The organism is Georgenia wangjunii, assembly GCF_036421975.1.
GTDB lineage: Bacteria > Actinomycetota > Actinomycetes > Actinomycetales > Actinomycetaceae > Georgenia_A > Georgenia_A wangjunii.
In genome coordinates, this window is the sequence record NZ_JAZGON010000001.1 from 90743 (window position 1) to 103267 (window position 12525).

Below are 12525 nucleotides of genomic sequence, written 5' to 3' on the forward strand. Positions count from 1 at the left end.
GTGCCGGGCCGTCCGTGGGTGTGGTCAGTCGCCGGAGTCCGCCGAGGGTGCCGAGGCGCCGCTGCCGGCGGAGGCGGCGCTGACGGGGCTCGGCGGGGTCACCGGGCTCGGTGCCGAGACGGGCGCGGGAGCCGCCGGGGCGGGCGCCGGCGCGGGAGCGCGGTCCACGGCGGGGGCCGGCGCGGTGTCGGGCGTCGCGGCCGAGACCGGCGTCGCCGGGCTGGCCGGGCTCGCCGTCGTCGTCGCCGAGCCGGCGGAGACGGAGGCGGGGTCGGTGGCCCGCGGGTCCGCCGTCGCGCTCACCGCCGGGGTGGCGGGGCCGTCGACGACGACGCCGGGCTCGGTCGCGGAGGCCGGCGGCTGGGAGACGACCGCCCCGACGGCACCGGCCCCGGCGACGCCGAGCACCCCGAGCACCCCGGTGGCGATCCATGCCTTGCGCGCGTCCATGACGCCTCCTCCCGCGCCTCGCGGCACGTCGTCGTTGCTGCACCCATGCCACCCCACCCGCGTGAGAGGACGAGGAGCGCCGGATGAGAAAGCTCTAATGTGCGGCGGCGAGCCACCGCTCGGCCTCGGCGAGGCGTCCCTCGGCGTCCCGGCGCCAGTCCTGGCCGCTCGTGCGGCGCGCTCCCGCGACGAGCGAGAGGACGACGCCGGCGCACCGGGTCCACAACGCCGCGGGGTCGCACATGTCCTCGCACATCCGGGTCCACTCGCGCAGGGTGTCCGCCACCCGTGGATAGCTGGCCGGGGCGAGGTGCGGCAGCACGCTCACGTGGGCGAGGAGGCACGCGAGGTCGTCCGCACGGTGTCCCGGCCCGACGGCGTCGACGTCGAGCAGGGCGCTCACCCGGGTGCCCTCCATGAGGAGGTTCGCCTCGTAGAGGTCCCCGTGCGTGGGCACCCGCGGCCCCGGGTCCGTCCGCAGGAGGTTGGCGGCGATGCCCTCGGCGAGGTCGGTGATCCGGCTCGCGTGCTCAGGCATCGCCGTCGCGGCGGCGTGCGCGTAGTGCGCGGCACGCTCTGACCACGCGGGCCTGCGCGGCAGCGTGAGCGCCCCCTCCGGGAGCCGGTCGAGCACGCCGACGACGTCGGTGAGGACCTCGCGTGCTGCGTCACCGGTGAGGCCGCGGGCGAGCGCGGAGGCGAGCGGGGTGCCGGCGCCGGCGGAGAGGACGACCATCCCGTCGTCGTGGGCGCCGAGGCTGCGCGGGGCGGGCACCCCCGCGTCGGTGAGCATGCGGTGCCGTCCGTCGAAGGCCGCGACGGCGTGGGGGCGGACGACCTTGACGTACGCGCGCCCGCCGGGCACGCCGGCTCCCTCGACGCGCACGACCGCGCGGCGCAGCGGGCGGTAGGCGAGGAGCTCGACCCGCGGTTGCTCCCGCGTGCCGAGGCGGGCGGCGAGGAGGTCCGGCGAGCAGGCGACGGGCAGGGCCGGCAGCTCCGGGTCCCCGGGGTGGCGCCACACGTGGACGACGGTCCCGTCCCGTTCGAGCCGGACGAGTCCCGCGCCGGCCGCGGCGTCGAGGCGCGCGGTCGTCGCGCAGAGGTAGTCGTCGACGCCGCCAGGGTCCTCCCCCGGGCGCACGACGCGGACGGAGTACCCGACGCTCACGCCGGCACCGGGTCGGTGGTGGACGGTGTGGACCACCCACTCGCCGAGGACGGCGCCGTCGGCCGCGAGCGCCGCACCGAGCAGCTCGCCGGCGCCAGGACCGCTGAGGAGGGCCACCTCGTCCCGCTCCACCGCGGCCAGTCTCGCGTCCATGCGCCCAGTTCATCACGCGTGCGCCTCCCCCCACCACGAGCGGCGCAGCGGTGCGGGGTGGCACACTCCACCGTGTGCGGGATCTGACGGCGTTGCCCAAGGCGCACCTCCACCTGCACTTCACGGGGTCGATGCGCCCGGCCACGATGGCCGAGCTCGCGCAGGAGCAGGGGCGGCGCCTGCCCCCCGCCCTCCTCGACGGGGAGGCGCTGCGCGTGCCGGCCGACCAGCGCGGGTGGTTCCGCTTCCAGCGGCTCTACGACTCCGCGCGCTCCGTCGTCCGGTCGGAGGCGGCGATGCGGCGCATCGTGCGGGAGGCCACCGAGGACGACGCGGCCGAGGGCTCCCGGCGCCTCGAGATCCAGGTCGACCCCACCTCCTACGCGCCGTTCGTCGGCGGCCTCACCCCCGCGCTCGAGATCGTCCTCGACGAGGCCCGGGCGGCGAGCGTGGCCACGGGGGTGGAGGTGGGCGTCATCGTCGCGTCCTCGCGCACCCGCCACCCCCTCGACGCGCGCACCCTCGCGCGCCTGGCCGTCAACTACGCCGGCGACCGGCCCGGTGACGTCGTCGGGTTCGGGCTGAGCAACGACGAGCGCCGCGGCGTGACGAGCGCGTGGGCGCCTGCGTTCGCCATCGCCCGCCGAGCCGGCCTGGCGAGCGTGCCGCACGGCGGGGAGCTCCTCGGGCCGGACCACGTCCGCGACGTCCTCACCCACCTCGGTCCGACGCGGCTGGGCCACGGGGTCCGCATCAGCGAGGACCCGGCGCTCCTCGAGCAGGTCGCGGCCGCCGGGATCGCGCTCGAGGTCTGCCCGGCGAGCAACGTCGCCCTCGGCGTGTACGACGAGAGCTCCGCGGTGCCGCTGCGCACCCTCCTCGAGGCCGGGGCCACCGTCGCGCTCGGGGCGGACGACCCGCTGCTCTTCGCCTCACGGCTCGTCGAGCAGTACCGCACGGCACGGGAGGTCCACGGCCTCGACGACGAGGCCCTCGCCGACCTGGCCCGGGGCTCCATCACCGCTTCCCTCGCCTCGCCGTCCGCGAAGGCGTCCATGCTTGCCGACGTCGATGCCTGGCTCGCCGGTCCGCCGGAGGGGCAGGCGGGCCGCGACGACGGCGGGACCGGCCTCGTCGGCGCCGGCGCGGGGGCCGGGCGGCCGGACCGGGCGTGAGCCGCCGAGGCGGGGCACGCCGAGGGAGCCGGTCGCGCGAGCAGGGCGTGGCGGCCCCACCGCGCAGGAGCCCCCGGAGACGCGACGCACTGCGCCTCGGTGGGGCCTGGGCCGCCGACTACGCCTACGCCGGGTGGCACCAGCTGCGCGCGGCCCTGTCCCGGTCCGGGCCGGACGCCCTCCTCGGGCCCTCCGCGGTCGACCGTCCCGTCCCGGTCGTCCTCCTGCCCGGGGTGTACGAGCCGTGGCGGTTCCTCGCCCCGCTGGCGCAGCACCTGCGCCGGGCCGGGTACCCCGTGCACGTCGTCGAGACGCTCGGGCTCAACCGCGGGCCCGTGCTCGACATGGCGCACCGCGCCGCCGAGGTGCTCGACACCCGCGACCTGCGGCGCGTCGTCCTCGTCGCCCACTCCAAGGGCGGGCTCGTCGGCAAGCAGCTCATGCTCCTGCCCGGGGCCGGGGACCGCGTCACCGGGATGGTCACCGTCAACACCCCGTTCGCCGGGTCCCGGTACGCGCGCTACCTGCCGGGACGCACGCTCCGGGCGTTCTCCCCCCGGGACACCGCCCTCCTCGCGCTCGCCCGCGAACGGCGCGTCGACGCCCGCATCGTCTCGGTCTTCGCCCGGTGGGACCCCCACATCCCCGGCGGCAGCACCCTCGCCGGAGCCCGCCGGAACGTGCGCCTCGACGCCGTCGGCCACTTCCGGGTCCTCTCCGACCCCGCCGTGCTCGAGGTCGTGCTCGAGACCGTCGCGGAGATCGCCGGGACGGCGGCGCCCTCCGTCGGGGACCCGTCGGGCGCGCCAGGCGCCTGACCGGGCGCCCGGTGGCCGGACCCGGACGGCTGCCCATCTGCACCCGGCCCCACGAGAGCACCCAGGCCGGGGGACCCACCTCGCATGGGGGTGGGCGTCAGAGGGTCAGGCCGACGAGGACGGGCTCGGGGACGAGGTCGATGCCGAACCGCGCCCGCACCCCGTCGCGGACCTCGCGGGCCACGGCGAGGACGTCCTCGGCCGCCGCACCGCCCCGGTTCGTCAGGGCGAGCGGGTGCTTGGTCGACAGCGACGCCGGGCCGGGCAGGCCGTGGCCCTTGTCGAAGCCGGCGCGGGTGATGAGCCACGCGGCACTCGTCTTGACGAGCCCCTCGACGGCCGGGACCTTCCCGTCGACGGAGCGCACCCGCTGGTGCTCGACGACGGGGAACCGAGGGGCGTCCGGAGGCAGGAGCCGGTCCGCCTCGCCGGTCGCCAGGACGGGGTTGGTGAAGAAGGAGCCGGCGGACCACGTGTCCGCGTCGTCCGCGTCGAGGACCATGCCCTTGCCCCGCCGGAGCTGGAGGACCGCCGTGCGCACCTCGTGCGCGGGGACCCTCGCCCCGACCTCCACACCGAGGGTGCGCGCGAGCTCGGCGTAACGGACGGGCGCCGAGAGCGTCGCGAGCCGGAGCTGGAAGCTCACCTCGAGGACGACGTAGCGCGGGGTCGGCCCCCACGCGCGCCCGGCGTCGTCGGCGACGAGGGAGCGCTTGAGGAGCGACGTGCGGTACCCGAGGCCGAGCTCGCCGACGGCGAGCATTCGTACCCTCGAGCGCGCGCGGTCCCACACGCGCACCGAGGAGAGAGTCTCGGCGACCTCCTGGCCGTAGGCGCCGACGTTCTGCACCGGGGTGGCCCCGGTCGAGCCCGGGATCCCGGCGAGGGCCTCGACGCCCATCCAGCCCTGCTCGACGGCCTCGGCCACGACGTCGTCCCACGGGTGACCGGCGGGCACGGTGACCGCCGCCCCCGCGCACGCCGAGTCGGCCTGCCCGACGATCCCGCGGCGGGCGTCCCGGACGACGGTCCCGGCGAAGCCCGCGTCGGCCGCGAGGACGTTGGAGCCGCCCCCGAGGACGAGGAGCGGCGTGCCGGCCTCGTCGGCCGCCCGCACCGCAGCGACGAGCTCGTCCTCGCTCGTCGCCTCGACGTAGTGGGCGACGGGCCCCCCGACCCGCAGCGTCGTCAGGTCCGCGAGCGTCGGCCGGTCGGGCGAGGGGGCGGGGGGCTGGCTCGTCATCTCCCCAGGCTAACCGCGCGGGCGCGCCGGGGCGTTGGCCGGCCCCCGACGCAGCCTCCGGCCGCCGGCTCGCTCAGGAGAGGCGGACGACGGCCTGCGCCTTGGCGAGGACCGTGACGCCGCCGGAGGTGACCGCGAGGTCCACCCGCGCGGTCCCGGCGTCGGTGTCGACGACGCCCACACGGCCGGTCACGACCACCTCGGCCGCGCCCGGGTCCGGGACGACGACGGGGCGCGTGAACCGCACGCCGTAGTCGACGACGGCGCCGGGGTCACCCGCCCAGTCAGTGAGCGCCGTCGCGGCCAGGCCCATCGTCGCCATGCCGTGGGCGATGACGCCCGGCAGGCCGACCTCGCGGGCGACGCGCTCGTTGTGGTGGATGGGGTTGAAGTCTCCCGACGCACCGGCGTAGCGCACGAGCGCGGCGCGGTCGAGCGTGAAGGACCGGCTGAAGACCTCGTCGCCGACGGTGAGCTCGCCCAGGACCGGGGCGCTCATCGGCCCTCCCCCCGCACAGCGAGGGTGGAGCGCACGGTCGCGACGGGCTCGCCCGCGTCGTCGGCGATCTCGGTGCGGGTGGCGACCATCGTGATCCCGGCTCGCTCGGTGAGGGAGTCGACGTGGACCTCCGCCCGCAGCCGGTCCCCCGCGACGATCGGGCGGTGGTGGGTGATCCGCTCCTCGGCGTGGACCACCCGGGAGAAGTCGATCCCCGAGGCGGGGTCCGCGACGTAGGCCTGCTCGGCGCGCTGGGCGACGACGACGGCGAAGGTCGGCGGGGCGACGACGCCGGGGTAGCCGAGGGCCCGTGCGGCAGCGGCGTCGCTGTGCGCGGGATGCGTCGCGCCGAGCGCGGCGGCCATCTCGGCGATCTTGACGGCGGAGACCTCGTACGTCTCCGTGGGGGCATAGCAGCGCCCCACGAGCGTCAGGTCGACACCGGTGGGGCGTGCAGGGGACTCACTCACCCGCCCAGCCTAGGCCAGGCGGGACCGCGTGGGTCAGCGGGTCTCGCGGTGCGTCGTCTTGAGGTTGCAGCGCGGGCAGTACTTGGCCAGCTCGAGCCGGTCAGGGTTGTTGCGACGGTTCTTCTTGGTGATGTAGTTCCGCTCCTTGCACTGCTCGCAGGCGAGAGTGATCTTGGGGCGGACATCAGAGGACTTGCTGGCCACGGACGTTCCTCACGTTGTTCTCGGGCGGGCGCCGCCGCTCTAGCGGCACCACGTCATGCTTCTTCAACGGTAGCGGGGGCGGGACTCGAACCCGCGACACCACGATTATGAGCCGTGTGCTCTAACCACCTGAGCTACCCCGCCACGGCCCTCGTACGCCCGCCCGGCGCGCGCACGCGCGCGCCGTTCGGTCCTGCGAAGACCTGAGCCCCGAAAGGGAATCGAACCCTTGACCTTCTCCTTACCATGGAGACGCTCTGCCGACTGAGCTATCGGGGCAGCGGTGACGAGAGTACATGCTCGCCGGCCGCGCGACGAAATCGGCCGATGTGCTGCTGCTCACCACACGGGTCGGCCCACCATCGCTGGGCGATGGTGGGCCGTTCGTGGCGGGTGCAGGATTCGAACCTGCGAAGCATTCCGCGGCTGATTTACAGTCAGCTCCCTTTGGCCGCTCGGGCAACCCGCCGGGGTGTGGTCCGTGAGGACCGCGGATGACAGGATAGCAAGGAGCAGGGGGTGCTCGTGACCGCGGACCACGACTCGTCCGCCGCCGCCCCCTCCCGCCCTGATCGCCGCTACCCGAGGAGCACCATGGCCGCCGACTCGTCGTTCGACATCGTCAGCAAGATCGACCGCCAGGAGGTGGACAACGCGCTCAACCAGGCTGCGAAGGAGATCGCGCAGCGGTACGACTTCAAGGGCGTGGGGGCCTCCGTGGCCTGGAGCGGCGAGACCATCGTCATGACGGCGAACTCCCCCGAGCGTGTCCTCGCCGTCCTCGACGTCCTCCAGACGAAGCTCATCAAGCGTGGGGTGTCCCTCAAGGCCCTCGACACGGGCGAGAACGAGCCGGCGCCCTCCGGCAAGGAGTACCGCCTCGTGGGGACGCTCAAGGAGGGCCTGAGCCAGGAGGTGGCGAAGAAGATCACCAAGCTCATCCGCGACGAGGGCCCCAAGGGCGTCAAGACCCAGATCACCGGCGACGAGGTCCGCGTGACGGCCAAGGCCCGCGACGATCTCCAGTCCGTCATCGCCATGCTCAAGGGCGCCGAGGACATCGACGCGGCCCTGCAGTTCACGAACTACCGGTAGCGGCCCCGGGCGAGGAGCGCGGACGCTCCTCGCCCGGCGCGCCACCCGCATCCTCACGCGCCGGTCGCGCCCGGACCTGCCCCCTCCTCCCGCGCAAGACGGCGGCGTCCGGGAAGCACCTCGCCGGTGCTCCCCGGACTCCGCCGTCCCTGCGCCGGGACTCAGCCCGCCGTCAGTGACCGCCTCCGCACGGTGACAGCCGTCGCCGCGCCACCGAGCGCGAGCAGGACCGCCGCGACCAGGAGCGGGGCGAGCTCGGCGCCGGTGGACGGGAGCTCACCACCGCTGCCGGGCCCGCCCGGCGCCGGGGGTGTCGACGGGTCCGCGCCCGGACCGGACGGCCCGTCGGTGGGGTCGGTCCCCGGGCCGGTCGGCCCGTCCGTCGGCTCGTCCGTGGGGTCAACGGTCGGCTCCTGCGTCGGCTCCTCGGACGGCACGACCCAGGCGTCGTCGACCGTGGCCGTGACGGTGGCGCCGTCGACCTCGAAGTCGTACCCGCCGGCGCGCACGGTGAACTGCGCCGTCGTGAGGCCGTTGCGCTCGGTCATCCCCTCGAACGAGACGCCCGGGACGTCGTCGAACTCGGTGACCTCCGCCTGCGTCGGCAGGTAGAGCGTGGCGGTCGTGTTGGCCGGGACCGTCGCCGCGTAGGAGGTGATCTCGGCGTCGGTGGCCTCCCAGGCGGACTCGATGACGCCGTAGGTGGACTCCATGCTGCCCTCGACGGAGGTGAAGTCACCACCGGCGATGGGCTGGAGCACGAACTCCCGGTAGCCCTTCGCCCCGTCGGAGGTGATGCCGAGCTGGTACTCGTACATCCACGCCTGAGAGGCCCCCAGGGCGAAGTGGTTGAGCGAGTTCATCGCCCCGTTGCCACCCACCGCGAAGGCGTGCTCGAAGCCGTTCCACCGCTCCCACATGGTCGTCGCGCCGAGGGTGACGGGGTAGAGCCAGCTGGTGTAGTCGTCGCTGCTGAAGAGCCGGTAGGCGGTCTCGATCTCACCGTTCTGCGTCAGCGCCGGCAGGATGTTCGGAGTGCCGTTGAACCCCGTGGTGATGGTGTACGGCTTGTTGCTCGCCTGGCCTCCGGCGAACAGTCCTCGACCGGCCAGCGGGCCGTTCCCGTCGTTGCTCTGGCTCGGGTCCGCGATGAGCTCCGTGAGCCGCATCGTGGCGAACTCCTTGTAGGTCAGGCCCTCGTGCTCGCCACCCTGGACCGTCATCTCGTCGCTGAACAGGTCGAGCGCGAGCGGCGTGGCGTAGGAGGCCTGCGAGTCCTGCAGCGTCCTGCCCTCGAGCAGGCCTTCGCTCGGCGTCTCCCGACCCGGCGTCGCGTTCAGGGTGTAGCCGGTCTCCGGGTCGACGTAGAGCCGGTTGAAGCTCTCCTTGCCGTCCGCGAAGCGCTGCCGCAACGTCTCGGCGTACTCGTCCTCCCCGATGATCCCGGCCATCCTGGCGGAGAGCTCGACGAAGTGGAGGTACATGGCCTGGCCGACCATGTGCGCCTGTGTGTTCAGGTCCATGCTCAGGTGGTCAGCATTGCCCGACGTCCGGCTCGTGAGCCCGGGGTAGTCGGGGTGCAGCACGCCGGAGTGGTAACCCTCGAGCCAGTCCCTGATGGTCGCGAAGTTCTCCACGATGATCTGCGTGTCCCCGTACTGGGTGTAGAACTGCCACGGCACCTGCGCGACGGCTCCCTCCCAGGTGGGCGCCTGCGGGAACTGGTCCCCCCGGTCGCCGGTCAGGCTGATGATCGGCACGGTGTCGCCGATACCGCCGTTGACGCCCTGGGCGTCCCGGAGCGCGACCATCCACTGGCGCAGGAACGCCTGGGTGTCGGTGGAGTTGTAGGTCGCGGAGCGGGTGTACGCCTGCATGTCACCGGTCCAGCCCATGCGCTCGTTGCGCGCCGGGGTGTCCGTCGGCAGCGAGAAGAAGTTGCCGAGCTGGCTGCGCTGGACGTTGTCGAAGAACTGGGTGGCGAGCGCACCGGTGTAGTTGTCATCGCTCGTCGTCGCCTCGTAGGTGCCCTCGGGCACCCCGATGGAGGCGAGGACGACGCCCTCGACGTTCTCCAGCGGCAGCGGCGTCGTCCGGCCGGGGACGGTGATCTCGATGTACTGGTAGCCCCGGAAGGTGAAGTTCGGCGTGATGACGACGTCCCGGTCCGCGTCCTCGGCCGATGCCACGTAGACGTCGGTGACGTAGGCGGCTCGGTAGGTGTCGGAGAGGATCTGTCCCGCGACACCGGGGCGGTAGCTCCCGTCCGGGCCGTACAGGTCGCTGTACGGCACGGGCTCGTGGACCCGCGGGTCGGGTCCCGGCCAGATCTCGTTCGGCGAGTCGCTGTTGCCGGGATAGATGGCCTCACCGAAGCGGAAGATGACCTCGTCGCCCTCGCTCAGCGTCCCTGCGGGGATCGTCACGCTCGGCACCCCGACCATGTTGACGCCCATGTCGTACGTCCAGGTCAGGTCGTCCTCGCTGTGAGTCTCGAGGACGCGCTGCGCCGTCAGCCGCTCGACCTCACGGACCGGCTCGTCCTGACGCGCCATGAACTCGAAGTCGAGCTCCTCCCTGGGCTCGATGACGTCCGCGGCAGACCACTCGGCCAGCAGATCCGCGTCGTAGTCCGTCGTGGCCCAACCGGTGATGGTGGACTCCTTGCCTGCGTCGTAGACCACACCCTGGAAGTTGTCGGCGTACCGGTTGGGTCCGTCGGTGAAGGCCTGCCACGTCTCCGGGTCGGTGACGATGGTCTGCGTGCTGCCGTCGTCGTAGGTGACGACCATCCGCGCGAGCAGTGCCTCCGTCTCACCGAACGTGTTGTAGTTGTCCGGGCTGAACGTCATGTGGCCGGTCCAGAAGCCAGGACCGAGCAGCGCACCCACGGCGTTCGTGCCGTCGGACAACATGTCCGTCACGTCGTACGTGTGGTACGGCAGCGTCTTGGCGAACGTGGCCATACCGGGGTTCATGTAGTCCTCGCTCATCCGCTCCCCGTTGATGAACATCTCGTACCCGCCCTGCGCCGTCACGTAGATGCGGGCGTCGGCGATGTCCTTGTCCGGGTCCGTGCTGAACTCCGTGCGGACCTGGGTCTGCGCACCGTAGGTGGGATCGGCGTAATTCGGGCCGAGCTCCTCCTCGGCGGTGGGGTTCACCCGGATCTCGTCGTCCGACGTGGTGATCCCGGGCAGGTCGGCGAAGACGTCGTAGCCGGGGCCGGTGGTCGAGTCGAACAGGACGCGATCGCGGCTCTGCCCGACGTCGACCAGCCGGTAGTCGGTGATGGTGACGTCGTCGCCCACGTTCTCGACCGAGAAGCCGATCTCGTTGAGGTGGGGGAACGTGTTGTAGTTGTTCCCCGTGACGAAGTTGTGCTCCCCCTCGGCGTTGATGATCGAGTTGGGGGTGACGTCGAGGTTCTCGGTGTCGGCGGGCCGGTTCGGGCTCACCGTCATGGTGTCGGCGTCCCAGCCCTCGAGCTCGACGCCGTCGATCTCGTACGTCATCTCGCTGGCGTTGCCGTAGATGCGCAGCGTGTGCTCGTCGTCGACGTTGGCCGGCGTGAAGAGGGCCTGCACCGCGGCCTCGCTGCTGTCCGCGAGCTCGACCGACTTGTACGGGTGGACGTTCGGGTCACCGTCGACGTCGTCGGTCGCGTGGTAGCCCTTGCGGTAGAGGTTCACCACACCGCCGGTGCTGCTCTCGTCATCCGTCACGCCGGACAGGTCCAGCTCGAACCGGATGAAGTTCTCACCACCCGGCGCACCGAACACGTTGCGGAACTCGCTCGTGAAACGCTGGTCGTCCGCACCGAAGATGAACGAGATGTTGTCGCCACTGTTGATGGTGAAACCGGTGTTGATGTCGAAGAGGATGGCCGACTGGGCGTCGAGCCTCGTCTCCTCGCTGCCCACCCACTGCGCGCCGTCCCAGGCGGCGATGTCGCCGCTCATCAGCCCGGTCGAGAAGGTCGAGACCTCGGACACCGACTCGACGCCACGGTTGTCGACCGTGGTCACGCGCCACCAGTAGTCGGTCTCCGGCGTCAGCTCCTCCGCCTCACCGGTGCCGCCGTACGTGATGTCGGTCGACTCGTCCGACTCGATCGCACCGCTGTCCCAGACGACCGCGCCGAAGGCCTGGTCGGTCGACACCTCGATGCGGTAGCTCACCTGCTTCGCACCGATGACGTTGGAGCCCATGCGCCAGCTGAAGACGGGGGCGGCGTCGTCGATGCCCAGCGGAGCGGACCGGTGGTTCACCTGCGGACCGACCACGGACACGTGCGGCTCCGCCGCGGACGCCGGGACGGCCGCGCCTGTCCACGCGAGCGTCAGTGCCAGGCCCAGCCCGACCAGACCCTTCCGGTTTCTGTTCCTCTTCATGTCTCCCTCGATCACTTGGTGGCGCCATCGCCACAGTTGACGTGAAACACGGTGCGGGCAACGGACCTGGCGGTCTTGAGTTCCGTCGACGCCGACTCCTACGCCGTCCTACGCCAGGCCACATTGACTGAAGCGTTTCAACGGTCATGTTACTGGCGGCGCACCCTTCGTTCAAGGGGTCATCCCGCTTTGGTCTATAGACCATTCGCTACTGATGACCCACCGGGCACCCGAGCTGCGCACCGGCTCGCACGGCGCACGAACGACGTGACGCGCTCGCCCACCACCTCACGCGGCCGGGTGGGCGCCCTCGAGCGCGAGCAGGGTCCGCTTGGCCGCCACGCCACCGATGTAGCCCCCGAGGCCGCCGTCGGCCCGCAGGACGCGGTGGCACGGGACGACGACGGGCAGCGGGTTGCGGGCGCACGCCGTCCCCACCGCCCGCACGGCCGCCGGGCTCCCCGCCAGCGCAGCGAGCGCTGTGTACGTCGTCGTGCTCCCGTACGCCACCTCCGGGAGGCGCTCGACGACGGCGAGCCGGAAGCCGCGCGCGAGGCGCAGGTCGAGCGGCACCTCGAACGTTGTGCGGGCGCCCGCGAAGTACTCCTCAAGCTGCCGCACGACCGCCTCGAGGCGGGCGGGTGCTCGCAGCACCCGCGGGCTCACGCGGGTGCTGAGGTCGCCGAGGACGGCGTCGTGGTCGTCGAAGGCCACCCGGACGAGCCCGCGGGGCGTCGCGGCGAGGAGCAGCTCCCCCACGGGCGTGGCCAGCGTGCGGTAGGCGACGTCGAGGAGGTCCGCGGCCTCAGCCGCCACGGCCAGGTCCGCCCGCAGGCGCGTAAGAGCTCCTGCG

General features: G+C 72.8%; 11 protein-coding genes and 3 tRNA genes. 3 read left to right on the forward strand and 11 right to left on the reverse strand.

Going from position 1 to position 12525, the window contains the following annotated elements; genetic code table 11:
* Positions 1-24: 24 nt before the first annotated feature.
* On the reverse strand, positions 25-450 hold the full coding sequence (locus V2J63_RS00440; RefSeq protein WP_331229013.1) for a hypothetical protein: 426 nt from the start codon (positions 448-450) through the stop codon (positions 25-27).
* 94 nt (positions 451-544) lie between these two features.
* Positions 545-1774 (reverse strand): phosphotransferase, encoded by a 1230-nt coding sequence (locus tag V2J63_RS00445; protein ID WP_331229014.1) that lies wholly within the window; start codon positions 1772-1774, stop codon positions 545-547.
* Positions 1775-1848: 74 nt separating this feature from the next.
* Between V2J63_RS00445 and V2J63_RS00450 the strand changes: the two genes are divergently transcribed.
* Positions 1849-2949 carry an adenosine deaminase gene (locus V2J63_RS00450; RefSeq protein WP_331229015.1) on the forward strand — a complete coding sequence of 367 codons (1101 nt, stop codon included), beginning with the start codon at positions 1849-1851 and terminating at the stop codon, positions 2947-2949.
* Between the two features lie 47 nt (positions 2950-2996).
* Positions 2997-3767 carry an esterase/lipase family protein gene (locus V2J63_RS00455; protein ID WP_331229016.1) on the forward strand — a complete coding sequence of 257 codons (771 nt, stop codon included), beginning with the start codon at positions 2997-2999 and terminating at the stop codon, positions 3765-3767.
* A gap of 97 nt (positions 3768-3864) precedes the next feature.
* On the opposite strand, the gene V2J63_RS00460 is transcribed toward V2J63_RS00455, so the two are convergent.
* The 7 genes from V2J63_RS00460 to V2J63_RS00490 all read right to left on the reverse strand — a co-directional run bounded on the left by V2J63_RS00460 (position 3865) and on the right by V2J63_RS00490 (position 6652).
* On the reverse strand, positions 3865-5010 hold the full coding sequence (locus V2J63_RS00460; RefSeq protein ID WP_331229017.1) for a UDP-N-acetylmuramate dehydrogenase: 1146 nt from the start codon (positions 5008-5010) through the stop codon (positions 3865-3867).
* 73 nt (positions 5011-5083) lie between these two features.
* Positions 5084-5509 (reverse strand): MaoC/PaaZ C-terminal domain-containing protein, encoded by a 426-nt coding sequence (locus V2J63_RS00465; RefSeq protein ID WP_331229018.1) that lies wholly within the window; start codon positions 5507-5509, stop codon positions 5084-5086.
* The gene (locus tag V2J63_RS00470; protein ID WP_434056253.1) at positions 5506-5979 is read right to left on the reverse strand and encodes an FAS1-like dehydratase domain-containing protein; all 474 of its coding nucleotides are present in this window, start codon (positions 5977-5979) and stop codon (positions 5506-5508) included. Before V2J63_RS00470 ends, V2J63_RS00465 begins: the two co-directional genes overlap by 4 nt.
* Positions 5980-6012: 33 nt before the next feature.
* Positions 6013-6183: a 50S ribosomal protein L33 gene (gene rpmG, locus V2J63_RS00475; RefSeq protein WP_331229019.1), complete on the reverse strand. Its 171-nt coding sequence runs from the start codon at positions 6181-6183 to the stop codon at positions 6013-6015.
* Positions 6184-6253: 70 nt separating this feature from the next.
* Positions 6254-6327 (reverse strand) — tRNA-Met (locus tag V2J63_RS00480).
* 62 nt (positions 6328-6389) lie between these two features.
* A tRNA-Thr gene (locus V2J63_RS00485) sits at positions 6390-6462 on the reverse strand.
* 108 nt (positions 6463-6570) lie between these two features.
* A tRNA-Tyr gene (locus V2J63_RS00490) sits at positions 6571-6652 on the reverse strand.
* A gap of 125 nt (positions 6653-6777) precedes the next feature.
* On the opposite strand from V2J63_RS00490, the gene V2J63_RS00495 reads away from it, so the two are divergent.
* Entirely contained in the window at positions 6778-7278 is a 501-nt protein-coding gene (locus V2J63_RS00495) for a YajQ family cyclic di-GMP-binding protein (RefSeq protein WP_331229020.1), read from the forward strand.
* Between the two features lie 161 nt (positions 7279-7439).
* Here V2J63_RS00495 and V2J63_RS00500 read toward each other — a convergent pair whose 3' ends face one another.
* Both V2J63_RS00500 and V2J63_RS00505 read right to left on the reverse strand, forming a co-directional pair.
* Positions 7440-11672: a family 78 glycoside hydrolase catalytic domain gene (locus V2J63_RS00500; RefSeq protein ID WP_331229021.1), complete on the reverse strand. Its 4233-nt coding sequence runs from the start codon at positions 11670-11672 to the stop codon at positions 7440-7442.
* A 288-nt stretch (positions 11673-11960) separates the two neighbouring features.
* Positions 11961-12506 carry a methylated-DNA--[protein]-cysteine S-methyltransferase gene (locus tag V2J63_RS00505; protein WP_331229654.1) on the reverse strand — a complete coding sequence of 182 codons (546 nt, stop codon included), beginning with the start codon at positions 12504-12506 and terminating at the stop codon, positions 11961-11963.
* Positions 12507-12525: the final 19 nt, after the last annotated feature.